Here is a 23,228-nt window from a genome sequence, read left to right on the forward strand (position 1 = left end):
CCATAAACAAAAACCCCCTCGTGACAGAGGGGGTTTTTCGTGTTGGCAACGGGTGCGGATTAACGCAGCGGTTTGACCGAGCGACGGACAATCAGCTCGGGCTGTACCGTCATCGACTCCACTTCCAGCTCCTTGTTGCGGATCCGGCTGACCAGATGCTTCACCGCCAGCTGGCCCAGTTCGGCCTTCGGGTGACGGATGGTGGTCAGCGGCGGGCTGGAGAAGCGCGCCATCTCCACATCGTCGTAACCGATGATGGAGATATCGTCCGGCACCTTGACTCCGGCTTCCCAGGCTGCGCAAATCGCGCCGATCGCCATGGGATCGTCGAAGGCAAAGACCGCGGTCGGGCGAGGCTGCAGGGCCAGGATGCGCTGCATGGCATCGAAGCCGCTCTGGCTCTCGTAATCCCCTTCAAAGACCTGTTCATCTTTGAGGGTCAGACCGTGCTCGCCCAGCGCATCACGTACCCCGTCCAGCCGCTGCTGGGTGGTCGGCTTGGAGAGCTGGCCAGTGATGCAGACGATGTCGCGGTGCCCCAGCTCCAGCAGATGGCGTACGGCCATGCGGGCGCCGATGCGGGCGTTGTCGTTGATGACGTTGGCGAAATCGCACTCCGTCCCCCAATCCAGTACCACCTGCGGCACGTTCTTGTGGATGCGCAGCATGTCGCGCAACGGAGTGTCGATATCGGTCCCCAATACCAGCAGACCATCCACCCGTTTTTCCATCAGCATTCTCAGGTAATGCTGTTGGCGAGGCGGCTGGTTTTCGGTGTTGCAGAGGATCAGGCTGTAGCCCTGTTCGAAGCAGTACGCTTCAACCCCTTGCACCACTTCCGCGAAGAAGGGGTTTACGCTGGTGGTGACCAGCATGCCAATGGTCTTGGTCGAATTTATCTTAAGACTGCGCGCTACCGAGTTGGGCGCGTAGTTGAGTTCTGCCACCGCCTCAATCACTTTCTGGGTCGCGTCTTCGCTGACCCGCCGAGTGTGGTTGAGCACATGTGAGACGGTGGAGATGGATACGCCTGCGCGCGAGGCGACATCCTTGATAGTGGCCATCTCTGTCTCCTGACTGTCAAAGGCGGAACATTAGCAGATTTCCCGAATAAAGGCTTGGTTTTAACGGGCTCTGCCACGGAATTGTCAATGCCGGCTAATTTAGGCGCTCATTTCTGTTTGCGCAAACGATTAATGGTCAAAATGGGAGCACCATCAGAGTAAAATATCACCAGACTAATCCTCTGTGCTTCATCATAATCACCTCTGGTTACCAAGATGTTAAGGCGAAAATCGATACTAAATTCCAATTAAACACAAATGACAGGTCATTTATTTCAAAATAAGCCCACCCCACCCCCTCTGGTTAGTATCTTTAACAGCTTGTTATTGCCCCGTGAGGAATGATAGAACCATACCTATAGCCGGATGCACGGGATGTCGATCCGGAATGGCACTCGTAAATGAAACAATCCACTGATTAAGGGACGAATCAATGCATAAGTTGAGCAAAATTACAGTAAGCGCAGCGGTTTCTTTGGCTCTGTTTGGATCGATCTCCATCGCACACGCGGCAGACACCATCAAGATAGGTATCGCAGGCCCGCTCACCGGCCCGGTTGCCCAGTACGGGGACATGCAGTTCACCGGCGGCAAGATGGCGGTCGAGCAGATCAACAAGGCTGGCGGCATCAATGGCAAGCAGATCGAAGCCGTCATCTATGACGATGCCTGTGATCCCAAGCAGGCGGTAGCCATCGCCAACAAGGTGGTAAATGATGGCGTCAAGTTCGTGGTCGGTCACCTCTGCTCCGACAACACCCTGCCCGCCTCCGACATCTATGAAGACGAGGGGATCCTGATGGTTACCCCCGCCTCCACCAACCCCAAGATCACCGAACGCGGTTACCAGCTGACCCTGCGCACCATCGGTCTGGATAGCGATCAGGGCCCGACTGCCGCCAAGTACATCATCGAGCAGGTCAAACCCCAGCGCGTGGCCGTTATCCACGACAAGAAGCAGTACGGTGAAGGTATCGCCTCCAGCGTCAAAGCCGCACTCGACAAGGCTGGCGTGAAGGTGGTGGCCTATGAAGGGATCACCGCCGGTGACAAGGACTTCTCCGCCCTGATCGCCAAGCTGCAGAAAGAGAACGTCGATTTCGTCTACTACGGCGGCTATCACCCTGAGCTGGGCCTGATCCTGCGTCAGGCTGGCGAGAAGGGGCTGAAAGCCAAGTTCATGGGCCCGGAAGGGGTGGGTAACAAGGATATCTCCGCCATCGGCGGCCCGGCTTCCGAAGGCCTGCTGGTGACCCTGCCGAACAAATACGATCTGGTACCTGCCAACGCCCCGCTGGTCGCAGCGTTCAAGGCCAAGGGTCAGGACTCCTCCGGCCCGTTCGTCTGGACCACCTATGCCGCGGTGCAGAGCCTGGCTGCCGGTATCGCCAAGGCGGGTGAAGATGACCCGGCCGCCGTTGCCGCCGCCATCAAGGCCGCACCGATCGATACCGTGATGGGCCCCCTGACCTGGGCACCTAACGGTGACCTGAAAGGCTTCGAATTCGGTGTGTTCCAGTGGCACGCTGACGGTACTTCCAGCCAAGTCAAATAATCTGCCGATCGGGGGTGAGTACGCTCACCCCCTCCTCTCTTTGCGGGCAAGTACAGGGAACGCAGTATGTCCGAACACCTCCTCTATCTGGTTCAGCAACTGCTGAACGGATTAACCATAGGCAGCACCTATGCGTTGATCGCCATTGGTTACACCATGGTCTATGGCATCATCGGCATGATCAACTTCGCCCACGGCGAGGTGTACATGATCGGCTCCTATGTCGCGTTTATGGTGATGGCGGGGCTCATGATGATGGGCATCGACAGCACCTTTCTACTGCTGGGGGGCGCCTTCCTGGTCAGTATCATCATCACCGGCACCTATGGCTGGAGCATCGAGCGGGTCGCCTACCGGCCACTGCGCGGTGGCAACCGGCTGATCCCTCTCATCTCCGCCATCGGCATGTCGATCTTCCTGCAGAACATGATGCGGATGGCACAGGGTTCGCGGGATATCGCCATGCCCAGCCTGATCTCCGGCGGCTGGACCCTAGGGGGTGAGGATGGCTTTCAGGCCAGCCTCTCCTATATGCAGCTGATCATCTTCGTGGTGACTTTCATCACCATGCTGGCGCTGACCCAGTTCATCGGCCGCTCCCGCATGGGCCGCGCCTGCCGCGCCTGTTCGGAAGATATCAAGATGGCCAACCTGCTGGGCATCGACACCCATGTAGTCATCTCCATCACCTTCGTGCTGGGGGCCGCGCTGGCCGCCGTCGCCGGGGTGCTGCTCGGCATGTATTACGGCGTCATCAATCCCTACCTCGGCTTTATGGCCGGTCTGAAGGCCTTCACTGCCGCAGTATTGGGCGGTATCGGCAGCATTCCGGGTGCCGTACTGGGCGGCCTGCTGCTGGGGGTGGTTGAAGCGCTCACCGCCGGTTATCTCAGCACCGAGTACAAGGATGTGATGGCGTTTGCCCTGCTCATTTTTGTGCTGCTCTTTATGCCGACCGGCATTCTGGGTCGTCCGGAAGTGGAGAAAGTGTGATGAAACATCAATTTATCCACGCCTGTATCGCCAGCCTGGTGCTGCTGGTGCTCTCTTTCTGGCTGCTCGGCTTCAAGCTGGAGACCGATGGCTCCAGCCTGCAGGTAGTGAGCCGCCTCGATGTGTCGCTGGCCTGGCTACTGGGGGGCGCCACCCTCGTTTTCTGGTTCCAGATGCTGCGCGGCCAGATCGCCAAGCTGTTTCAGGCCTCCATCAGCGGCTTCTCGGTCGGCTTCACCAAGCTGGTGCTGCCGAGCCCGGAAGAGGCACCCAAGCTCTATAACCTCACTGCCGTGCTGGTGCTGCTGTTCGCGGTGAGCTGGCCCTTTATGGCTTCTCGCGGCGCCATCGATCTCGCCACCCTCACCCTGATTTACATCATGCTGGGGCTGGGGCTGAACGTGGTGGTCGGCCTCGCCGGTCTGCTCGATCTCGGCTATGTCGGCTTCTACGCGGTCGGTGCCTACAGCTATGCCCTGCTCAACACCTACTTCGGACTGAGCTTCTGGGAGTGCCTGCCCATCGCCGGGCTGATGGCCGCGACCTTCGGCTTCCTGCTCGGTTTCCCGGTGCTGCGGCTCCGGGGGGACTATCTGGCCATCGTCACCCTGGGTTTTGGCGAGATCATCCGCATCCTGCTCAACAACATGACCACCCTGACCGGCGGCCCGAACGGGATCTCCGGCATCCCCAAGCCGACGCTGGGGGGTCTGGAGTTCAACCGCACCGTCAAGGATGGGGGCTTTGATACCTTCCACAACTTCTTCGGCATTACCTACAACGCCAACCACAAGGTGATCTTCCTCTACCTGATGGCGCTGGTGTTGGTGGTGGTGACCCTGTTTGTCATCAACCGCCTGCTGCGCATGCCCCTTGGCCGAGCCTGGGAAGCGCTGCGGGAGGACGAGATCGCCTGCAAATCGCTGGGGCTCAACCCCACCATCATCAAGCTGACCGCCTTCACCATAGGCGCCACCTTCGCGGGCTTTGCCGGCAGCTTCTTTGCCTCCCGGCAGGGCTTTATCAGCCCGGAATCCTTCGTCTTTATCGAGTCGGCCATCGTGCTCGCCATTGTGGTGCTGGGGGGCATGGGCTCCCAGATCGGGGTGGTGCTGGCTGCCATCGTGATGACGGTGCTGCCGGAGCTGGCCCGCGAATTCAACGAGTACCGCATGCTGATGTTCGGCCTCTTGATGGTGTTCATGATGATCTGGCGGCCACAGGGATTGCTACCGATGACCCGTCCGCATCTGGAGTTGAAGAAATGAGTACACATCAGAAGTTAATGGAAGTCTCTGATTTGTCGATGCGCTTCGGGGGCCTGCTGGCCGTCAACGGGGTCAAACTGGATATCGACAAGGGCGAGGTGATCTCCATCATCGGCCCCAACGGCGCGGGCAAGACCACCATCTTCAACTGCCTGACCGGCTTCTACTGCCCGAGCGGCGGCATCATCCGCTACAAGGGTGAGGAGATCCAGGGGTTGCCCGGCCACCTCATCGCCCGCAAGGGGATTGTGCGTACCTTCCAGCACGTGCGGCTGTTCAAGGAGATGACGGCGGTGGAGAACCTGCTGGTTGCCCAGCACCAGCACCTCAACACCAGCTTTATCGCCGGCCTGTTCAAGACCCCGGCCTTCCGCCGTGCCGAGCAGGAGGGGCTGGAGCGGGCCGCCTTCTGGCTGGATAAAGTGGGCCTCAAGGATCTCGCCAACCGCGCCGCCGGCAACCTGGCCTACGGTCAGCAGCGCCGCCTCGAGATCGCCCGCTGCATGGCGACCCGTCCCGAGCTGCTGATGCTGGACGAACCGGCCGCCGGTCTCAACCCGAAGGAGACCGACGAGCTGGATGAGCTGATCATGAGCCTGCGGGACGAATTCGGGGTCTCGGTGCTGCTGATCGAACACGATATGAAGCTGGTGATGGGCATCTCCAACCGCATCTTCGTGGTCAGCCAGGGCACCCCGCTGGCCCACGGCAAGCCGGATGAGATCCGCAACAACCCGGCAGTGATCAAGGCCTATCTGGGCGAGTCGTAAGGACAAAAAGATGTTAGAACTTCGCAACGTATCGACCCACTACGGCAAAATTCAGGCGCTGCACGATATCAGCGTCGAGGTGAAAGAGGGGGAAATCGTCACCCTGATCGGCGCCAACGGCGCGGGCAAGACCACCCTGCTGATGACCCTCTGCGGTGAACCCAAGCCCAGCAGCGGCTCCATCTGGTTTGAGGGGGAGCAGATCAGCTCCCTCACCACCGCTCGCATTATGCGCAAGGATATCGCCGTGGTGCCGGAGGGGCGCCGCATCTTCGCCCGCCTGACGGTGGAGGAGAACCTGCTGATGGGCGCCTTCTTCGTCGACAAGGCAGAGCAGCATGGCCTGCTGGATCAGGTATTCACCCTGTTCCCGCGCCTGCACGAACGCTTGCAACAACGGGCGGGCACCATGTCCGGCGGCGAGCAGCAGATGCTGGCCATCGGCCGTGCCCTGATGAGCAAACCACGCCTGCTGCTGCTGGATGAACCCTCGCTGGGGCTGGCCCCCATCGTCATCCAGCAGATCTTCGACACCATTGAGCAGTTGCGCCAGAAGGGGATGACCATCTTTCTGGTGGAGCAGAACGCCAACCAGGCGCTCAAGCTGGCCGACCGCGGTTATGTGCTGGAGAACGGCCACGTGGTGCTGCAAGACACGGGCGCCGCCCTGCTGGCCAACCCGGCCGTGCGGCAGGCCTATCTGGGCGGTTAACCCACTGAGCCACATGCCATATCAACAAGGGAGCCGCTGGCTCCCTTATCTTTTGTGGGGTTAGTTTGCGCCCAAGCTTGCGGTACACTGGCCCGTAATCAACCTATTCGCAGGACATCCCGATGGACCAGTTTGCCCATATCAATGCCCATGATGCCCACCAGAAACTGAGCGCGGGTGAAGCCCGTCTGGTGGATATTCGCGACCCGCAATCCTTTGAAGCGGCCCACGCGGTCGGCGCCTTCCACCTCACCAACGGCACCCTGGTGCGCTTTATGAACGAAGTGGATTTCGATACCCCGGTCATCGTGATGTGCTATCACGGCAACAGCAGTCAGGGGGCGGCCCAATACCTGCTGCAACAGGGTTATGACGAGGTCTACAGTCTGGATGGCGGTTTCGAGGCGTGGCGCCGGGAGTTTCCCATCGAGGCAGGCGAGGCATGATCCAGCTGCTGGTGCTCGACAACGCCCGCATGGCACAGGCGCTGGTGGACTATCTGGCGACGCTGGGGATCTCCTGCGAGCTGACCCAGTCCGAGCTGGGGGTCACCATCTGGTTGGCGGACGAGCTACGCCTCGCTCAGGCCCAGCTGGAGGTGAAGCGCTTTCTGGCCGAGCCGGCCCACCCGCGCTACATGGAGGCCTCCTGGCAATCCGGCCGCGCCGATGCCCGCATCGACTACAGCAAGGGGATGACGGATCCCATCACCGACTTCCTCCATCAGGCGGGGCCACTGACGCTGGTGGTCATCATCGCCTGCCTCGCCATCTACGGGATCGAGGCCATCGGCCTGCCCATCTACGATGAACTGGCCTTCCACCCGACGCTGGCTCAGTTCACCGACTGGCAGGCGTGGCGCTATTTCACCCCCGCCCTGATCCACTTCTCGGTGCTCCATCTGGTGTTCAACTTGCTGTGGTGGTGGTATCTCGGCGGCCAGATCGAACAGCGCCTCGGCAGCGGCAAGCTGCTGATCCTGCTGCTGGTGGGCGCCGCCCTGCCCAATATCGCAGAGTTCTTTGCCAGCGGCCCGCTGTTTGGCGGCCTCTCCGGCGTGGTTTATGCCCTGCTCGGCTACTGCTGGCTGCGCAGCAAGCTGCAACCGGCCTGCGGCCTGACTCTGCCACCGGCACTGATGGGCTTTATGCTGTTCTGGATGGTGCTCGGCTTCTTCGACATGCTCGGCACCAGCACCGCCAACATCGCCCACCTGGCCGGCCTGCTGGTCGGCCTGCTGCAAGGCTGGCTGGATCGCAACCACCAGCCGACCTGATTTTTCAGCAGTTTCAGAAACGAGAACGCCGCCCCGAAGGGCGGCGTTTGCTTATGGTCTGCGCAGTTACTGCTTGAGCAGGGTGTCGTCAGTCACCTTGACCGCCGCACCGCCACTCATAAAGAAGCTGGCGAACTGGGTCTGGCTCTCGGTGGTGACCGCGCCAGCCTGATCGAAGTTCTCGTCAGGAGCCAGCAGCGAGCTATGGCCCCCTTTCAGGAAGCGCGCAGCATGGTGACCCGCCGGGAGCACGCCGGAACCCTTCAGCTCTTGCAAACCCAGCACCCGGAACAGCGGCTCGGTGCCACCCAGCGGCGCAGAGGCGATGCTGTTGGGGATCACCTGATCCGGTAAGCTGAGCGCCCCATCACCAACAATTTCGGTGGCGAACAGCGGGAAGCTCTTGGCGACGCCACTGCCCAGATTGATCGGGTCGGCAGAGTCCAGCACTGACTGGGCGGCAAAGGTATAGCTCTGCAAGGTGCTCGCAGCCCCCGCCTGAGTAGCCGCATCCAGACTGGGCAGGAACTCGTTCACGAAACAGGTCGGCACCGCCGTCTGGCAACCGGGAGCATAAGCCTCAAACCCGGCCTTCAACTCAGGACTGCCCGAGGTGAGCACGCTCATCTTGATGGTCGGCCCGAAGCTCGGCGAGTTGAGCAGCAGCGGGGCGATGCCGCCACCCGGCATCGCCAGACCGCCGGTATCGAACTTGAACAGGGCATCAGCCTGAGCACTGCCGGTGGTCTGGTTGGCAACAGCCAGCAGATTGGCCCCGGTAATGGCACCGAGTGAGTGACCGAGGAAATGCACCTTCAGACCAGCACCACCCAATTGGCCACCCAGCCCCTTGGCATTGGCCAGACCGACAGCCAGGCGAAGGCCAAGCAGATCGGCCACGCTCTGTTTCAGGTTGTCCCGCGCCACCGTCAGATAACCCAAATTCAGATAGGGAGTCGGGTTCTCGGAGGTGGTGACGGTATCCATGCTGCCACTCAGGGCATAGCCACGCTCACCGTGCAGCGGGTGATCGATCACCACCACAGCAACCACCTTGTTCACTGATGGGTCTAACCCGGCACCTATCTGGCTCAGCGCCAGCGCATAGGCGTTTTCCTTGATGGAGGTGACCCCGTGCTGATAGATGATCACATCGGTGACAGTGCTGAGGTCAGTGGTGGGGGCAAAGATCCGCAGCGGTACAGATTGTACTTCGGTCAGGGTCGGCAGCGGGTTGAAACGACCGATATTGCGCTCAGCATCCAGCGGCTTGCCACCCGAGGTGAGGGTCACCCCGATCAGCTTGCTCGCCTCCCTCAGCAGATCGGCCTGACGGCTCGGATCGGCAATCAGCTCACCCAGCAGATCCGGATTCACTCCGGCGCCTACCAGCCCACCGATCACTTCGCTATCACCCGCTTTCAGCGCGTTGGCGATGGCATAGAGGCTGGGAATGGCGCCATGCCAGGATTGGGTCTTGGCCTTGTCCCATGAGCCAGCTATCGCTGGAGTAGAGAGGAAGTAAGGGAGCTTGACGGCACCGGTATACACCTTGGTCACCGCCGCGATGCCGTTCAATGTGGCATTGGCAGCGACAGCGGCAGCAATCGCATCCCGATCATCTTGAGGCAAGAATGGCTCGTTCGCCAGCTGGGTCAGGAAGGGTACCCCGCCATTGAGCGCATCAATCGTATAGGTCCCCGGCAGGTTGGTGTTGCCTTTGGCGTCCTGCTTCCACAACGATGCGGCATCCAGGGTCGGGCTCTGCAACACGGTGGCCGCAGCTCCCTTGACAGCCAGCAGCACATCGGCGCCAGATTGGGTGGCAAACCAGTCGGAGAAGATCACCCGATCGCCAGTAATCCCGGTAGCGGCCTTGAACAACGCTTCCTGCAGCGCAATCAGGCTGCTGATGCTCTGCTCCTGCGCGGTTGCACCAGCCGTCGATTTGAAGTTGCTGTAATCACCACCGGCCTTGAGCGGCGTACCACGACTGTCCTTGAGGGAGTCGGTCGCCACGATCATGTAGTAGGAAGAGGGATTGAGCGGCTTGAGCGGAACCAGATTAAGCTTGCCGTCCCCGCCAGTGACCACAAAGTCGGCCCCATAAACCAGTGGCTTGCCGCCCTTGACTCCGTTGGGTTGCAGAGTGACCGGATCCAGCGTGAGCTCGATCAGGTAGAGGGGCGCAATGGCAGAAACATACTCGCTGGCCGCCGGGGCCGGCACAGAGACACCGGTCACGGTCGCCGGTACCAGCTGGACGGGTTGGGTGGTTGACCAGCCATCAAGGGTGGAGAGGGCAGATACCGGGTTCGACAGATCAGCAGTTTCTGTCGAAAACTTCAGGGTACCATCGCTGGCGCGGGGGGCCAGCACACTCGGGCGAAGTCCATTGGCTCCACTCAGGGCATAGTCCAGGGAGCTGGTAGTATCTCCCTTGTTGTCATCTCCACCACATCCGCTCAGCAGAGCGCTGACAACAGCTGCATAAATTAGCTTCTTCTTCATTTTTTATTCTCTTTTTATAGGGTTGTTATCCATCACCAGCCAACGAGGCCATCACGACCGCGACTGCAAGACGTTAACATAAAACCAACAACCAACGAGACTCATGTTGGTCATCTTCTGCTCAGGTTTGTGGAGAGAATCAAGGTTTTACGTCAACAAAGGGGCGCAAGGGTAACAACAGTGAGTGATTAACCAGACCCGACCAGCCAGCGGGCACCATCACGACTAAAAAGCCGCCGCGATCTCGGCAAAGTGAGGGAATTGTCGGTAGAATGTCCGCCAACGCTTAAGGAGGACATCATGATCGACCCGAAGAAACTGGAAGAGATCGCCAAGCAGGTGCACAACTCCCTGCCACCCGGCATTCGCAGCATGGGTGAAGAGGCCGAGAAGAAGATGCGTCAGGTACTGCAAGCGCAGCTGGGCAAGCTGGATCTGGTCAGCCGTGAAGAGTTCGACGTGCAGACCAAGGTGCTGCTGCGTACCCGGGAAAAACTGGCCGCCCTCGAAAGCAAGCTGGCTCAGCTCGAGCAGCAGCTCGGCGCCAAAGGCGAATAACGAAAACCCCAGCTCAGCTGGGGTTTTTGCTTTGTATTGAACCTGTAAAAAGCATCACACCTGAAGCAGATACCAGGCCCGCTTGCCGCGCGCCTTGGCCTCGTACATGGCCCGGTCGGCCACCTCCAATGCCTGTCGGAAGCTCAATGGTTGCTCCTCCCACAGGGCGATGCCGATACTCAGCCCCACCCGCTGCGGGCAACCGGGTTTGGGCACGTAACCATGCATCCGGCAGATCAGGGCATCGGCCAGATGAGCCAGAGCATGGTTTGATACATCACGATGCAGATAAACCACAAACTCGTCACCGCCGTAACGGCCGCACAGGGCAGAACCCGGCATAATGAGACGCAACCACTCCGCCATCTGCTGCAGTACCTGATCACCACAAGCGTGGCCCAACTGGTCATTGATCCCCTTGAAGTCATCCAGATCGATAAAGAGCAGTGCCCCCGTCCCTTGTGGCGGCTGTAGAGCGAACGCCTTGCCAAATCCCTGCCGGTTGAGCAGGCCGGTGAGCGCATCGCAGTTGGCACGCTCTGCCAGCCGCTGCTCATAAGCCTTGCGCTGGGTGATATCGATATGGGAGCCCATGATCCGCAATGGCCTGCCCTCATCATCCCACTCCACGACGCGACCACGATCCCACAGCCAGGTGACCTCGCCTTGCGGATTGATTGTGCGGTATTCGGCTTCATAGAAGGGGGTTTTACCCTCAAGGTGGGCAAAGTAGCTGCCCATGGCATGGGCGCGATCGTCGGGATGGAGCTTGGCGCTCCACTGATCGAAATGAGGGGCCATGTCACCGGCCTGAAAGTTCTGCAGATTGAAGACCCGCAGCTCGCCGGTGGGAATGGTGCCCTGCCAGAGACAGATGCCGGTGCCATCGAGGGCGGCATTGAGCTTCTCCTGCAACAGGCCGTTTTCATGCTTCAAAGCGGCGATCTCTGCCTGCAAACGGGCTATTTCACCGCCATGAGGGGACGGGATCAGCGTTGCGACCCGCTCGACAGAACCGGTCTCTCCCCTGTCATCCTCCGCAGATGCCCTGCCCTCTTCACTCAACACTACGCCCCCTTGTGCTTGCTCTATAGATGATCTTGTCAATCCCTCACAAAGATGCCATCAGCTACGTTTGATTAGTAGCCATTCATAGTCAAAATATTGAAAAATAATGGGATAACGCCGCGATAATCCAACCATTCTGGGCGATCCGGTACTGCGACAACCCAAAAACAAAAGCCCCCGGCAAACCGGGGGCTGCGTCATCCAAGCGGGGATCCCGTCAGATAAATTCGTAGGCGTCACCGAAGATGCGCTCCGGCTCGGCACCGAGGATCTTGAACTCCTCACGCGCGGCCCCCGCCATCTCGAAGCGACCGGCGACATAGATGTCGTAGTCGTGGAAGCTGACGAAGTCATCCATGATCGCCTTGTGCACCAGTCCGCTCTTGCCGGTCCAGTCAGCATCCGGCTCCTGCACCACCGGGATAAAGGTGAGCGGCGCATAGTCACGCTCCCACTGCTGCATCTGCTCCAGTTCGTAGAGCCAGTGAGCCTGACGTACCCCCCAGTAGAAGAACACCGGGCGCTTGCTGCCTGTGTCGATCAGATATTCCAGAATGGAGCGGGCGTAAGAGAAGCCGGTGCCGCCCGCCATCAGGATCAGCGGACGGGGAGACTCATCGCGCAGGAACGCCTTGCCAGCCGGCAATTCGACCTCGATCTCCCCCTGCTCGCGCATGCGGGCCAGCACCTGACCGGCATAGGCGTTCTCGGGAGTGGCACCAATTTGCAGCTCCAGCACGCCCGGGCGGGTCGGCGAGTTGGCGATGGAGAAGGGGCGCTTGTCCGAATCGCTCATCACCACCAGCAGATACTGGCCCGGCTTGAAGCTGATCGCTTGCTGCGGCGTCAGAGCCACATGCCAGATGGTGTCGACATATTCGCGCAGTTCCTCTACGCGGCATTTGATACGTTGCATTCTTGTCCTTGTGGCGGGCTCGCTCGGCCCGCTTCGCTCATTGTTTCACTATGGAGTGACGACCAGCAGCCCTGGCCCCGTCAGTCGAGAATACTCAAATCAGTGCGGATCGCATCACTTTTTGCAGCAAAGCTGTCATGTTTGCCTCATCCGAGGATATTGAGCTCATCCCAGATGGCATCGACCTTCTGCTTCACCGCCTCATCCTGAACTATGGGCTGACCCCACTCCCGATTGGTCTCGCCCGGCCACTTGTTGGTGGCATCCAGCCCCATTTTGGAGCCGAGACCGGAGACCGGCGAGGCGAAGTCCAGATAGTCGATCGGCGTATGCTCGATCAAGGTGGTGTCCCGTGCCGGGTCCATCCGGGTGGTGATGGCCCAGATCACATCCTTCCAGTCGCGGGCGTTGACGTCATCGTCACACACCACCACGAACTTGGTGTACATAAACTGGCGCAGGAATGACCAGACTCCCAGCATCACCCTCTTGGCGTGGCCCGGGTAACGCTTCTTGATGGTCACCACCGCCATCCGGTAGGAGCACCCCTCCGGCGGCAGATAGAAGTCCACAATCTCGGGGAACTGCTTCTGCAGCAGCGGCACGAACACCTCGTTCAGCGCCAGACCCAGTACCGCCGGTTCATCGGGCGGACGGCCGGTGTAGGTGCTGTGATAGATGGCATCGCGCCGCTTGGTGATGTGGGTGATGGTAAAGACCGGGAACTCGTCCACCTCGTTGTAGTAACCGGTGTGGTCGCCATAGGGCCCTTCCGGCGCCATCTCACCCGGCTCCAGATAGCCTTCCAGCACGATCTCGGCGCTGGCGGGCACCTCCAGATCGCAGCTGATGGCCTTGATCACCTCGGTACGGCTGCCGCGCAGCAGACCGGCAAAGGCATATTCGGAGAGAGTATCCGGCACCGGCGTCACCGCGCCGAGAATGGTCGCCGGATCGGCACCGAGTGCCACCACCACCGGGAATCGCTCGCCCGGGTGGGCCTCCTGCCACTCGCGAAAATCGATGGCACCGCCACGATGATCCAGCCAGCGCATGATCAGCTTGTTTTTGGCGATCTTCTGCTGGCGATAGATGCCGAGGTTCTGGCGCTTCTTGTAGGGGCCGCGGGTGATGGTGAGGCCCCAGGTGACCAGCGGCGCCACATCGCCGGGCCAGCAGTGCTGGATCGGGATCTGGTCGAGATCGACCGCATCGCCCTCCTGCACCACCTGCTGGCAGGGGGCGGAAGAGAGGCGCTTGGTCGGCATGTTGAGCACCTGCTTGAAGATCGGCAGCTTCTCCATCAGCTCCTTGAATCCCTTGGGCGGCTCGGGCTCCTTGAGATAGGAGAGCCAGACCCCGACCTGACGCAGAGCGCCCACATCGGGCTGCCCCATGCCCATGGCAACCCGATCCGGGGTGCCGAACAAATTGGTCAGCACCGGCATGGTGTAGCCTTTGGGATTTTCGAACAGCAGAGCCGGGCCACCCGCACGCAGGGTGCGATCGCTGATCTCGGTCATCTCCAGATAGGGGTCTATCTCGCGGGTGATGCGCTTGAGTTGTCCGTTTTGTTCCAGCTGCGCGATGAAATCACGCAAATCCTTGTATTTCATGCAAGTTCCCAACCGGGTTCAGGAGGTCACGCATTATAACCCTGGCTGCCCATCGGGTGTACCCGAATCAGGCAGCAGACTCGGTGCTGCGGGGGGGAGATCACGCTGGCCGAGGCGTCTGGCAAGGCCGGAGAGCAACTGGGGTTCATCCACCTCCATCAATAGACCGGCCACCAGCGCCCCGTATTGGCGGTTGGAGAGCTCGGCCAGCAGGTATTTCTGGGCTTGTGGCGGCAAAGGAGAGAGGGCGCTCAGCTGGCGCAGGGCCGGCTCTCTCAAACCGGGATTGCCGCTGGCGGCAATCAGCAGGGAGCTGGCCGTATTGCCATGATGGAAGCGGTTGATGGTGGCGAGTGCGCGCAGCGCATCCTGATCTGCCGGCCGCCGCCACAACATGCCATAGAGCGCCGGTTCACCTGTGCGCAGCAGCAGATGGAGCAACAGCTGATTGTCGGGCAGATAGATATTCCGGCTGGCCAGCGCTTGCGCCTCCCGCATCCAGATCGATTGCGGCAAGGCGTCGAGGGCCAGCAACAGAGCTTGCTGCTGCATGGCAATATCGGGGTTACTGCTGTAGTAGATGGACTTTAGCTGGAAGTTGCCCTGGGCAAGTTGCTGCTGATAACGCTGCACCAATGAGTGCAGTTGCCATTCGCCCAGCAACTGACGGGCCTGCGCGGCAAAATCGTAGACAGGTTGCTGCACCAGAAAACCGTCTACCTGCTGCTCCTGCAGCCACTCTGGAGCCTTGTCGGCCTGTGCCTCGACCCAGCGTTGCAACGCGGGGGACGCAGGAGCGGTAACCGGAATATCCCGCAGCAGCTGCAACAGCAGGAACTCCCGCTGCTCGCGGCTCAGGGTCGCCAGCAGAGAGTCGATGGCGGCAAATTGTCCTTGCTGCAGACGGCTCGCCAGATAGTGCCGATGCGTTTGCAACGTCTCGGCTGTCACCGTAGCCGGAGCACTCTGCGCACAGACTGGCATTGCACTCAGCAATCCCAGCAATAACCAGACAACAGGCTTCATGACGTCTCCATCCATGCGACATCGGGATCTCATACTACTAGGGCAACCGGAAAACAGATAAACAAAAACCGCGACCAGGGCCGCGGTTTCGTCATTTTCTGACCGGACTTACTTCTGCTGGCGCCGCATGGCGTCGAAGAACTCGTCGTTGGTCTTGGTCATCGCCAGCTTGTCGATGAGGAACTCGATACCGTCGATCTCGCCCATCGGGTGGACAATCTTGCGCAGGATCCACATCTTCTGCAGCTCGTCACCAGTGGTCAGCAGCTCTTCCTTGCGGGTGCCGGAGCGGGTGATGTCGATGGCCGGGTAGACACGCTTCTCGGCAATCTTGCGCGAGAGGTGCAGTTCCATGTTGCCGGTACCCTTGAACTCTTCGTAGATGACTTCATCCATCTTGGAGCCGGTATCGATCAGCGCGGTGGCGATGATGGTCAGGCTGCCGCCCTCTTCCACATTACGCGCGGCGCCGAAGAAGCGCTTGGGACGGTGCAGGGCGTTGGCGTCCACACCACCGGTCAGTACTTTGCCGGATGACGGGATAACGGTATTGTAGGCACGGGCCAGACGGGTGATGGAGTCCAGCAGGATCACTACGTCTTTCTTGTGCTCGACCAGACGCTTGGCCTTCTCGATCACCATTTCAGCAACCTGAACGTGACGGGAAGCAGGCTCGTCGAAGGTGGAAGCGATCACTTCGCCCTTCACCATGCGCTGCATCTCGGTCACTTCTTCCGGACGCTCGTCGATCAGCAGAACGATCAGTTCACAGTCCGGGTGGTTGTAGGCGATGCTCTGGGCGATGTTCTGCAGCAGCATGGTCTTACCGGCCTTGGGCGGCGCCACGATCAGGCCGCGCTGGCCTTTACCGATGGGGGATGCCAAGTCCAGTACACGGGCGGTGATATCTTCGGTAGAGCCGTTACCCCGTTCCATACGCAGACGTTCGTTGGCATGCAAGGGGGTAAGGTTTTCAAACAGGATCTTGTTGCGGGAGTTTTCCGGACGGTCGTAGTTGACCTCATTGACCTTGAGCAGTGCGAAGTAGCGTTCGCCCTCTTTCGGTGGCCGGATCTTGCCGGAGATGGTATCGCCGGTACGCAGGTTGAAGCGGCGGATCTGGCTCGGGGAGACGTAGATATCGTCAGGGCCTGCCAGATAAGAGCCGTCTGCACTGCGCAGGAAGCCGAAACCATCGGTCAGGATTTCCAGCACACCGTCGCCAAAGATATCTTCACCACCCTTGGCGTGCGCCTTGAGGATTGCAAAAATAATATCTTTCTTGTGCGCCCGAGCCAGATTTTCCAACCCCATGGATTCGCCAAGCTTGACCAGCTCGGACACAGGAGTGTTCTTTAATTCAGTCAGATTCATAGTGGTGAAAGTCTGTAAGCAAGGATTGAAATGAGGAGACAGTCTGCTGGATTGATGCTGATCGGATTTGATTGCCAGGCTGTGGTTAGCAAAGAGTCAGGCAAAAAGGTTAGCAAACGAGCGATAAACTAGCACCAATCGGGATGAGCGTCTAGGTGATAAAACACAAGGAGCGCATTATTGCAATGCGCTCCTCTTTAATTATTACAGGTTGCCGTCCAGGAACTCTTTCAGCTGAGTCTTGGACAGTGCACCGACCTTGGTCGCTGCCACTTCGCCATTCTTGAACAGCAAGAGGGTCGGGATACCACGAATGCCGTACTTGGGCGGAGTATCAGAGTTATGGTCGATGTTCAGTTTGGCTACGGTCACGCGACCTTCGTACTCTTGGGCAACTTCTTCCAGGATCGGGGCAATCATCTTGCACGGACCACACCACTCGGCCCAGAAGTCGACCAGAACGGCGCCATCGGCTTTGATTACATCTGCCTCGAAGCTGGCATCGCTCAGCTGAACAATCTTGTCACTCATCTCCAACTCCAGTCAGTAAATAAGGCTTTATTGACTCGTCAATAAAGGCAATAGTTGCCCTATTTGAAATGATCCTGTTTATTATTGCAAGCCTAACCTGATAACCTACCGCCATGAGCAAAACACACTTAACGACCGACAAATTCGCCCAAATGGGCCTCGAACCCGAAGTTCTGGCTGGTCTGGAATCAAAGGGATTTCACTATTGCACCCCCATCCAGGCACTCTCCCTGCCACTGCTGGTAGAGGGCCATGACCTCGCCGGTCAGGCCCAGACAGGAACCGGCAAGACCATTGCCTTCCTGGCCGCGACATTCAACTATTTGCTGACTCACCCGCTGACCAAGCCCCGTCTGGTTAACCAACCCAGAGCCATCATTATGGCCCCCACCCGGGAACTGGCAGTACAGATCTATAACGATGCCGACAGCATCGCCGCCTCTACCGGCCTGAAACTCGGCCTCGCCTACGGTGGCGAAGGTTACGACAAGCAGCTGGCCGTGCTGGAGCAGGGCGTCGACATCCTGATCGGCACTACTGGCCGCATCATCGACTACTTCAAGTCCAAGGTGATCGATCTGAGCAACATTCAGGTCGTGGTACTGGACGAAGCAGATCGCATGTTCGATCTGGGCTTCATCAAGGACATCCGCTTCCTGTTCCGCCGCATGCCGCCCGCCACCGAGCGTCTGAGCATGCTGTTCTCCGCCACCCTCTCCCTGCGTGTGCAGGAGTTGGCATACGAACACATGAACCACCCGGAACATGTGCAGGTCGAGCCGGAGCAGATGACCGGCGTGCGGATCAAGGAGGAGCTGTTCTACCCCTCCAATGAAGACAAGATGTTGCTGCTGCTCTCCCTGATGGAAGAGGAGTGGCCGGAAAAAGCCATCGTCTTCGCCAACACCAAGCATGTCTGTGAAGACGTCCATGCCTGGCTGGAGAATGACGGCCACCGCGTCGGTCTGCTGACCGGTGATGTGCCGCAGAAGAAACGGATGAAGATCCTCGAGGATTTCACCAAGGGTGCGCTCGATATTCTGGTCGCCACCGACGTGGCCGCCCGTGGTCTGCACATCCCTGACGTGACCCACGTCTTCAACTATGACCTGCCCGACGACGCTGAAGACTATGTACACCGCATCGGTCGTACCGGTCGTGCCGGCAAGAGCGGTCACTCAATCAGCCTAGCCTGTGAAGACTATGCCTTCAACCTGCCGGCCATCGAGGAGTACATCCACCACGCCATTCCGGTCAGCAAATATGATCGCGAAGCGCTGCTGGATGACGTGACCCCGCCGAAACGGGTGTTCCGCAACCGTCAGCCGGTGAACCGCAACATGCGGGATCGTCAGGGCGGTGGCAACAGCAACAACCGTCGTCGTCCGCCGCGCAAGAGCTAAGGACAGGCCCGTTGCACAACTCGCCTCTCTATGCCGCCATCGACCTCGGCTCCAACAGCTTTCATATGCTGGTGGTGCGCGAGGTCGCCGGTGCCCTGCGCACCGTCGCCAAGGTCAAGCGCAAGGTTCGCCTCGCAGCAGGGCTTGATCCGGAATTTCGTCTCAGCCGTGCCGCCATGGAGCGGGGCTGGGACTGTTTGCGTCTCTTCTCCGAACAATTGCAGGACATTCCGGCCGACAATATCCGGGTGGTGGGCACCGCCACCCTGCGGCTGGCCACCAACGTCGACGAGTTCCTCAGCGAAGCGGAACGGGTGCTCAACCACAGCATCGAGATCATCTCGGGCGAGGAAGAGGCCAAGACCATCTATGAAGGGGTCTCCTGGACCTCTGCCGGGGAAGGCAACCGGCTGGTGATCGACATCGGCGGCGCCAGTACCGAACTGGTGATCGGCGAACATAGCGAAGCAAAACTGCTCAACAGCCTGCACATGGGCTGCGTCACCTGGCTCAACAATCACTTCGGTGATGGCGAGCTCTCCGAAGCCCGTTTCGAGCAGGCGATTGCCGCCGCCAAGACGGTGCTGGAGAAGGTGGCGGAAGATTACCGCGCCCTCGGCTGGCGCACCTGCGTCGGCGCCTCCGGCACGGTACAGGCGCTGCAAGAGATCATGCTGGCGCAAGGGAAGAGCGAGCGGGTCACCCTGCCGAAGTTGCAGGAGCTGATGGGTCAGGCCATCGCCTGCGGCAAGCTCGACCGGCTGCAACTGGAAGGGCTGGCGGCCGAACGGCTGACCGTGTTCCCCTCCGGCCTTGCCATCCTGATCGCCATCTTCGAAACCCTCGATATCGAGAGCATGACGCTGGCGGGTGGCGCCCTGCGCGAAGGACTGATCTACGGTCTGCTTGGCAACAATCACGACTGTGATGCCCGGGATCGCACCGCCGACAGCCTGATCAGCCGCTATCAGCTGGATAAAGAGCACGCCGAACGGGTGCGCGATACCGCCGTCGAGGCGTTCAACCAGCTGCAACCGGCCTGGCGACTCTCCAAACGCTACGGTCGCCCGATTTTGCGTTATGCCGCCCTGCTGCATGAGATCGGCCTCTGTATCGAATACAAGAAGGCGCCGCAACACGCCGCCTACATCATCGACAACATCGACATGCCGGGCTTTACTCCCGCGCAAAAGAAGCTGTTGTCGGCCCTGCTGTTCAACCAGCGGGACGAATTCAAGCTGGAACCACTGGAGAAACAGGGTGCCGTCACCGGTCGTCAGGCGATCCGGCTGGCCCGTATCCTGCGCATCGCGCTGATCCTCTGCATGCGCCGTACCCAGGGCACAGTGCCCAGCTTCACCCTGCAGGCAGAAGAGGAGTCACTGACCCTGACCCTGCCCAAGGGGTGGCTGGACGAGCACTACCTGCGCGCCAGCGAGCTGCGCCTCGAGGTAGAGCGCCAGCAGAAGATGGGCTGGCCCACCCGCCTGCTGGAAGCCTGATTGGGCCACGCCCAATCAGTGCCCCGGCGTTCCGAAAATCTCTTTCGCTGCCAACACTGGTGCTACTCAGGCCTACACCTTGATGTTATTGGGCTGACGGGCAGATCCCGCCCTTGCGTCTGGGCCCAGCCTCCCCTTCATGACCAACGTTCGACTAGAGTTGGGGTGTCTTCATAACCAACCGGAATGGACGCCATGAAATCCTTGACTCTGATCGGACTGACCACCCTGCTCACCGCCTGCGGCGGTGGTGGCGACAGCAATAGCCAACCACAACCAGCCCAGCTCTCGCTGGCCTTCTCCGACGCCCCGGTGGATGCGGTCAGCAAGGTCTGCATCGCCGTCGCCAACATCAGCATCCACCCCGTCGCCGGCAACGAACAGATCTGGACCACCGCCAGTTTTCTCACCTCGGCCCAGGACGATGGCTGCACCCCGAGCGGCGAGACGATACCGCTCGACAGTGCAGACCGGCCGCAGTTCACCTACATCGACCTGCTGAGTTATCAAGGATCCGCCAGTCGCCCCCTGCTGTCCGGTCAGAGCGTGATGCCCGGTGACTACAGCCAGATGAGGTTGCGGATACTGGATGGACGGGAGGTCAGCAACCAATTTCTGAATGGCACCCCCTACTCCTACGTCAAACGGGATGATGGGGGGATCAAGCCGCTGGAAGTGCCAAGCAGCGAGCTCAAGCTGGATGCCTTCACCATCGCAGCAAACGGCCTCAGCGCCTTCACCACCGAGTTCGACCTGCGCCAGGCCATGGTGCTGCCCGGCCACGAGCAGTACTACAAGCTCAAGCCCAGAGGGGTGCGGCTGGTGAATAACACCCAGGTCACCATCGTCAGGGGCACGGTAGCAGCTGGCTTGTGTGGCGGCCTGCTGACCGACAAGGCTTTCGTCTACTTCTACCAACCCAGAAGTGACGACAACTACCCCGACATGGCGGACAGCGACAACGGCTTCTATGCCAGCGCGCCCGTGTTGCCGCAAAGCGGTGGCGGCTTTGGTTACGAGTTGGGATTTGTTAATCTCGGTAGCTACGATCTGGCGCTGGTCTGCAATGGCCACGAGGACGATCCGGCGCTGGCTGGCGACCCGCTGCAACTGGAACAGGTGCAGAAAGCCCAGGCGGTGGTGGCGCCCGCCACCATCATCAATTTCCAGTAACCGGCGACAAGAGGGCAACCCGCACATGAACACCTACCAACCCATCAGTTGCGATCTCTACGACTGGCTGGAGATCGCCGCCAGCTGGCAGTTGCCGGTCGCGCTGACCAGTCGGGACGGACGTCAGTGGGCGGATCGGATCCGCACCATAGAGGCCCGCGATGGAGTAGAGTATCTCCAGCTGCACAGCGGCGAGCAACTCAGTCTGGCGGATCTGGCGACCATGAGATTCAGCTGGCAGGGGGAGGAAAAACTGATCCGCTTTACCCCGCCGGCCCCAGCCGACGGCCAATAGATGGCAAGAGGGCCAACCCCATCGGGTTGGCCCTCTTCTTTTACCCCTCGCGTGCGGCGTTATCCCGCCAGCGCCGCCATCACATAGACGTCAAAGCGGTTGCTCTTGGTCTCGATAGCCATGCTGGGTTTGTGCTCATTGAGCCAGCCAGCATAGTCCGGTCGCTTCACCACTACCCGCTTTTGTGCCATCTTCAGCGCCGCCGGCAGCAGGGCATCGGCGTCAAGATCCGGCCCCACCAGCGACTGAAACACCCGCATCTCTTTTTTCACCAGCGCCGACTTCTGTTTGTGGGGGAACATGGGGTCGAGGTAGATGACGTCAGGCCGCTCGGTTAGCCCTAGCAAGGTCTCCACCGCCGGGCCGTGCAGCAACTGCATCCGCTCGCGCACCCAGGGGCCAATCTCCGGGTCTTCGGCGGCTCGAGCCAGACCATCCTGCAGCAGGGCGGCTACCACAGGGCTGCGTTCGATCAGGGTCACCTTGCAACCAAGAGAAGCCAGAACGAAGGCATCACGCCCCAGTCCGGCAGTGGCATCCACTACGGTCGGTGTGGCGCCGGCCCTGAGCCCCACTGCCTTGGCGATGGACTGGCCACGACCGCCGCCAAATTTGCGGCGATGGGCGACGGCCCCTTCGACGAAATCCACATAGACGGCCCCCAGCTTGGGCTCATCCAGCTTGCGCAACTCCAGCCGCTCCGGGGTAAACACCAGAGCAAACAGGGGAAGGTCGATTTGGCCAAGCTGGCTGGCCAGCGCGTCTGCCTGCGCGGCCTTGGCGGGGTCTTCGAGGAGGATTTGCATGGTCTCTGGATGCGTTCTAAGTTCAGTGAAGCGAGTGTACCACAACCCCCCTCATATCCCGGAGAATCCCATGCAGCTGCTGATAGCCCTGTTGCTTGCCGCCCAGAGCAGCACCAGTCTCAAGGTATGCGGTGTAGACTGGCCCCCCTTCTCCTACGCCGAACAGGGCAACCTGAAAGAGGGCATTTCGGTGGAGATCCATCAAGAGGTGGCGCGCCGCCTTGGCATGAACCTCACCCTGCTTGAACTGCCTTGGGGACGCTGCGAGCAATATGTCAGCACCCAGCTGGCGGATGGCATTCTCGACAACGCCCCTCTCCCCGGTTGCTATCACTCTGACCTTGCCACCGCCTTCTATCCTCTGGCCGCCTATGTGCGTACCGACAGTCCGTTACAGAACTTCTCGTGGGAGATGGCCAAGGGGCTGAAAGTAGGGATGGTCAGGGGGTATGACTACACGGCCAAGATCAGGAACTTCACCGGCTGGGAGCCCATCAAGGTTCACTCCGACAAACAGCTGCTCCTGATGCTGGAAAAGAGCCGGGTCGATATGATCATCCTGGACTACTTCTCTGCCCCCATTCTGTCGAGAGAGCAGGACGTCAGGATCCGCGCCCTCACCCCCTTTATCGACTCGACACCGCTCTACCTCTGTTTTGGTAAGCAGAAAGCAGACCTGTTGCCTGCCTACAACAAGGCGCTGCAACAGATGCTGGATGAAGGGGTACTGGATCGCATCTATCTGCGCTATCTCGGCGAGAATTACCGGACACTGCAAACGAAGCAGGCAGAGATGACATCGAAGGAGTAA

General features: G+C 59.9%; 22 protein-coding genes. 13 read left to right on the plus strand and 9 right to left on the minus strand.

What is annotated here, in order from left to right:
* Positions 1-59: 59 nt before the first annotated feature.
* Positions 60-1,064 (minus strand): substrate-binding domain-containing protein, encoded by a 1,005-nt coding sequence (locus G5179_RS17495; RefSeq protein ID WP_005355925.1) that lies wholly within the window; start codon positions 1,062-1,064, stop codon positions 60-62.
* 433 nt (positions 1,065-1,497) lie between these two features.
* On the opposite strand from G5179_RS17495, the gene G5179_RS17500 reads away from it, so the two are divergent.
* The 7 genes from G5179_RS17500 (at position 1,498) to glpG (ending at position 7,638) form a co-directional block, all read left to right on the plus strand.
* Positions 1,498-2,619 (plus strand): branched-chain amino acid ABC transporter substrate-binding protein, encoded by a 1,122-nt coding sequence (locus G5179_RS17500; protein WP_005342436.1) that lies wholly within the window; start codon positions 1,498-1,500, stop codon positions 2,617-2,619.
* Positions 2,620-2,685: 66 nt separating this feature from the next.
* Positions 2,686-3,612, plus strand: coding sequence for a high-affinity branched-chain amino acid ABC transporter permease LivH (gene livH / locus G5179_RS17505; protein ID WP_005339439.1), 927 nt, complete (start codon positions 2,686-2,688; stop codon positions 3,610-3,612).
* Positions 3,612-4,880 carry a high-affinity branched-chain amino acid ABC transporter permease LivM gene (locus G5179_RS17510; protein ID WP_005355922.1) on the plus strand — a complete coding sequence of 423 codons (1,269 nt, stop codon included), beginning with the start codon at positions 3,612-3,614 and terminating at the stop codon, positions 4,878-4,880. The genes livH and G5179_RS17510 overlap by 1 nt, the downstream gene beginning before the upstream one ends.
* A complete protein-coding gene (gene livG, locus G5179_RS17515) occupies positions 4,877-5,650 on the plus strand; it encodes a high-affinity branched-chain amino acid ABC transporter ATP-binding protein LivG (RefSeq protein WP_219296971.1) in 774 nt (257 codons plus the stop codon). Before G5179_RS17510 ends, livG begins: the two co-directional genes overlap by 4 nt.
* A gap of 10 nt (positions 5,651-5,660) precedes the next feature.
* A complete protein-coding gene (locus G5179_RS17520; RefSeq protein ID WP_236297787.1) occupies positions 5,661-6,362 on the plus strand; it encodes an ABC transporter ATP-binding protein in 702 nt (233 codons plus the stop codon).
* 122 nt (positions 6,363-6,484) lie between these two features.
* Positions 6,485-6,808 (plus strand): thiosulfate sulfurtransferase GlpE, encoded by a 324-nt coding sequence (glpE, locus tag G5179_RS17525; protein WP_005355913.1) that lies wholly within the window; start codon positions 6,485-6,487, stop codon positions 6,806-6,808.
* Positions 6,805-7,638 (plus strand): rhomboid family intramembrane serine protease GlpG, encoded by an 834-nt coding sequence (glpG, locus tag G5179_RS17530; protein ID WP_421258815.1) that lies wholly within the window; start codon positions 6,805-6,807, stop codon positions 7,636-7,638. The genes glpE and glpG overlap by 4 nt, the downstream gene beginning before the upstream one ends.
* Positions 7,639-7,704: 66 nt before the next feature.
* On the opposite strand, the gene G5179_RS17535 is transcribed toward glpG, so the two are convergent.
* A complete protein-coding gene (locus G5179_RS17535) occupies positions 7,705-10,149 on the minus strand; it encodes a VolA/Pla-1 family phospholipase (RefSeq protein ID WP_421258816.1) in 2,445 nt (814 codons plus the stop codon).
* A gap of 300 nt (positions 10,150-10,449) precedes the next feature.
* Here G5179_RS17535 and ubiK point away from each other — a divergent pair, with 300 nt between their 5' ends.
* Entirely contained in the window at positions 10,450-10,707 is a 258-nt protein-coding gene (gene ubiK, locus G5179_RS17540) for a ubiquinone biosynthesis accessory factor UbiK (protein ID WP_005339429.1), read from the plus strand.
* Positions 10,708-10,761: 54 nt separating this feature from the next.
* On the opposite strand, the gene G5179_RS17545 is transcribed toward ubiK, so the two are convergent.
* The 6 genes from G5179_RS17545 to trxA all read right to left on the minus strand — a co-directional run bounded on the left by G5179_RS17545 (position 10,762) and on the right by trxA (position 17,238).
* Positions 10,762-11,775 carry a diguanylate cyclase domain-containing protein gene (locus tag G5179_RS17545; protein ID WP_421258817.1) on the minus strand — a complete coding sequence of 338 codons (1,014 nt, stop codon included), beginning with the start codon at positions 11,773-11,775 and terminating at the stop codon, positions 10,762-10,764.
* A 217-nt stretch (positions 11,776-11,992) separates the two neighbouring features.
* Entirely contained in the window at positions 11,993-12,691 is a 699-nt protein-coding gene (fre, locus tag G5179_RS17550; RefSeq protein ID WP_421258818.1) for an NAD(P)H-flavin reductase, read from the minus strand.
* 146 nt (positions 12,692-12,837) lie between these two features.
* Positions 12,838-14,307: a 4-hydroxy-3-polyprenylbenzoate decarboxylase gene (gene ubiD, locus G5179_RS17555; RefSeq protein ID WP_005339421.1), complete on the minus strand. Its 1,470-nt coding sequence runs from the start codon at positions 14,305-14,307 to the stop codon at positions 12,838-12,840.
* Between the two features lie 33 nt (positions 14,308-14,340).
* Positions 14,341-15,333, minus strand: coding sequence for a hypothetical protein (locus G5179_RS17560; protein WP_421207186.1), 993 nt, complete (start codon positions 15,331-15,333; stop codon positions 14,341-14,343).
* Positions 15,334-15,441: 108 nt separating this feature from the next.
* Entirely contained in the window at positions 15,442-16,707 is a 1,266-nt protein-coding gene (gene rho / locus G5179_RS17565; protein WP_005342418.1) for a transcription termination factor Rho, read from the minus strand.
* A gap of 204 nt (positions 16,708-16,911) precedes the next feature.
* Positions 16,912-17,238 (minus strand): thioredoxin TrxA, encoded by a 327-nt coding sequence (gene trxA, locus G5179_RS17570; RefSeq protein ID WP_005339416.1) that lies wholly within the window; start codon positions 17,236-17,238, stop codon positions 16,912-16,914.
* Between the two features lie 113 nt (positions 17,239-17,351).
* On the opposite strand from trxA, the gene rhlB reads away from it, so the two are divergent.
* The 4 genes from rhlB (at position 17,352) to G5179_RS17590 (ending at position 21,611) form a co-directional block, all read left to right on the plus strand.
* Positions 17,352-18,641, plus strand: coding sequence for an ATP-dependent RNA helicase RhlB (rhlB, locus tag G5179_RS17575; protein WP_005339414.1), 1,290 nt, complete (start codon positions 17,352-17,354; stop codon positions 18,639-18,641).
* A gap of 11 nt (positions 18,642-18,652) precedes the next feature.
* Positions 18,653-20,143, plus strand: a complete 1,491-nt coding sequence (gene gppA, locus G5179_RS17580) for a guanosine-5'-triphosphate,3'-diphosphate diphosphatase (RefSeq protein WP_227341662.1) — start codon at positions 18,653-18,655, stop codon at positions 20,141-20,143.
* 195 nt (positions 20,144-20,338) lie between these two features.
* Entirely contained in the window at positions 20,339-21,316 is a 978-nt protein-coding gene (locus tag G5179_RS17585; protein WP_266135501.1) for a DUF4382 domain-containing protein, read from the plus strand.
* A gap of 25 nt (positions 21,317-21,341) precedes the next feature.
* A complete protein-coding gene (locus G5179_RS17590; RefSeq protein WP_421173146.1) occupies positions 21,342-21,611 on the plus strand; it encodes a Rho-binding antiterminator in 270 nt (89 codons plus the stop codon).
* Positions 21,612-21,670: 59 nt separating this feature from the next.
* On the opposite strand, the gene G5179_RS17595 is transcribed toward G5179_RS17590, so the two are convergent.
* Entirely contained in the window at positions 21,671-22,417 is a 747-nt protein-coding gene (locus G5179_RS17595) for a class I SAM-dependent methyltransferase (RefSeq protein ID WP_421258819.1), read from the minus strand.
* Between the two features lie 70 nt (positions 22,418-22,487).
* Here G5179_RS17595 and G5179_RS17600 point away from each other — a divergent pair, with 70 nt between their 5' ends.
* A complete protein-coding gene (locus G5179_RS17600; RefSeq protein ID WP_421258820.1) occupies positions 22,488-23,228 on the plus strand; it encodes a substrate-binding periplasmic protein in 741 nt (246 codons plus the stop codon).

This window comes from Aeromonas sp. 600886 (assembly GCF_049174935.1).
Classification (GTDB): domain Bacteria; phylum Pseudomonadota; class Gammaproteobacteria; order Enterobacterales; family Aeromonadaceae; genus Aeromonas; species Aeromonas veronii_A.

Coding starts and splice junctions, on each gene's coding strand:
- G5179_RS17495 (WP_005355925.1), bottom strand. CDS start 1,064: ATGGCCACTATCAAGGATGTCGCCTCGCGCGCAGGCGTATCCATCTCC.
- G5179_RS17500 (WP_005342436.1), top strand. CDS start 1,498: ATGCATAAGTTGAGCAAAATTACAGTAAGCGCAGCGGTTTCTTTGGCT.
- livH (WP_005339439.1), top strand. CDS start 2,686: ATGTCCGAACACCTCCTCTATCTGGTTCAGCAACTGCTGAACGGATTA.
- G5179_RS17510 (WP_005355922.1), top strand. CDS start 3,612: ATGAAACATCAATTTATCCACGCCTGTATCGCCAGCCTGGTGCTGCTG.
- livG (WP_219296971.1), top strand. CDS start 4,877: ATGAGTACACATCAGAAGTTAATGGAAGTCTCTGATTTGTCGATGCGC.
- G5179_RS17520 (WP_236297787.1), top strand. CDS start 5,661: ATGTTAGAACTTCGCAACGTATCGACCCACTACGGCAAAATTCAGGCG.
- glpE (WP_005355913.1), top strand. CDS start 6,485: ATGGACCAGTTTGCCCATATCAATGCCCATGATGCCCACCAGAAACTG.
- glpG (WP_421258815.1), top strand. CDS start 6,805: ATGATCCAGCTGCTGGTGCTCGACAACGCCCGCATGGCACAGGCGCTG.
- G5179_RS17535 (WP_421258816.1), bottom strand. CDS start 10,149: ATGAAGAAGAAGCTAATTTATGCAGCTGTTGTCAGCGCTCTGCTGAGC.
- ubiK (WP_005339429.1), top strand. CDS start 10,450: ATGATCGACCCGAAGAAACTGGAAGAGATCGCCAAGCAGGTGCACAAC.
- fre (WP_421258818.1), bottom strand. CDS start 12,691: ATGCAACGTATCAAATGCCGCGTAGAGGAACTGCGCGAATATGTCGAC.
- ubiD (WP_005339421.1), bottom strand. CDS start 14,307: ATGAAATACAAGGATTTGCGTGATTTCATCGCGCAGCTGGAACAAAAC.
- G5179_RS17560 (WP_421207186.1), bottom strand. CDS start 15,333: ATGAAGCCTGTTGTCTGGTTATTGCTGGGATTGCTGAGTGCAATGCCA.
- rho (WP_005342418.1), bottom strand. CDS start 16,707: ATGAATCTGACTGAATTAAAGAACACTCCTGTGTCCGAGCTGGTCAAG.
- trxA (WP_005339416.1), bottom strand. CDS start 17,238: ATGAGTGACAAGATTGTTCAGCTGAGCGATGCCAGCTTCGAGGCAGAT.
- rhlB (WP_005339414.1), top strand. CDS start 17,352: ATGAGCAAAACACACTTAACGACCGACAAATTCGCCCAAATGGGCCTC.
- G5179_RS17585 (WP_266135501.1), top strand. CDS start 20,339: ATGAAATCCTTGACTCTGATCGGACTGACCACCCTGCTCACCGCCTGC.
- G5179_RS17590 (WP_421173146.1), top strand. CDS start 21,342: ATGAACACCTACCAACCCATCAGTTGCGATCTCTACGACTGGCTGGAG.
- G5179_RS17595 (WP_421258819.1), bottom strand. CDS start 22,417: ATGCAAATCCTCCTCGAAGACCCCGCCAAGGCCGCGCAGGCAGACGCG.
- G5179_RS17600 (WP_421258820.1), top strand. CDS start 22,488: ATGCAGCTGCTGATAGCCCTGTTGCTTGCCGCCCAGAGCAGCACCAGT.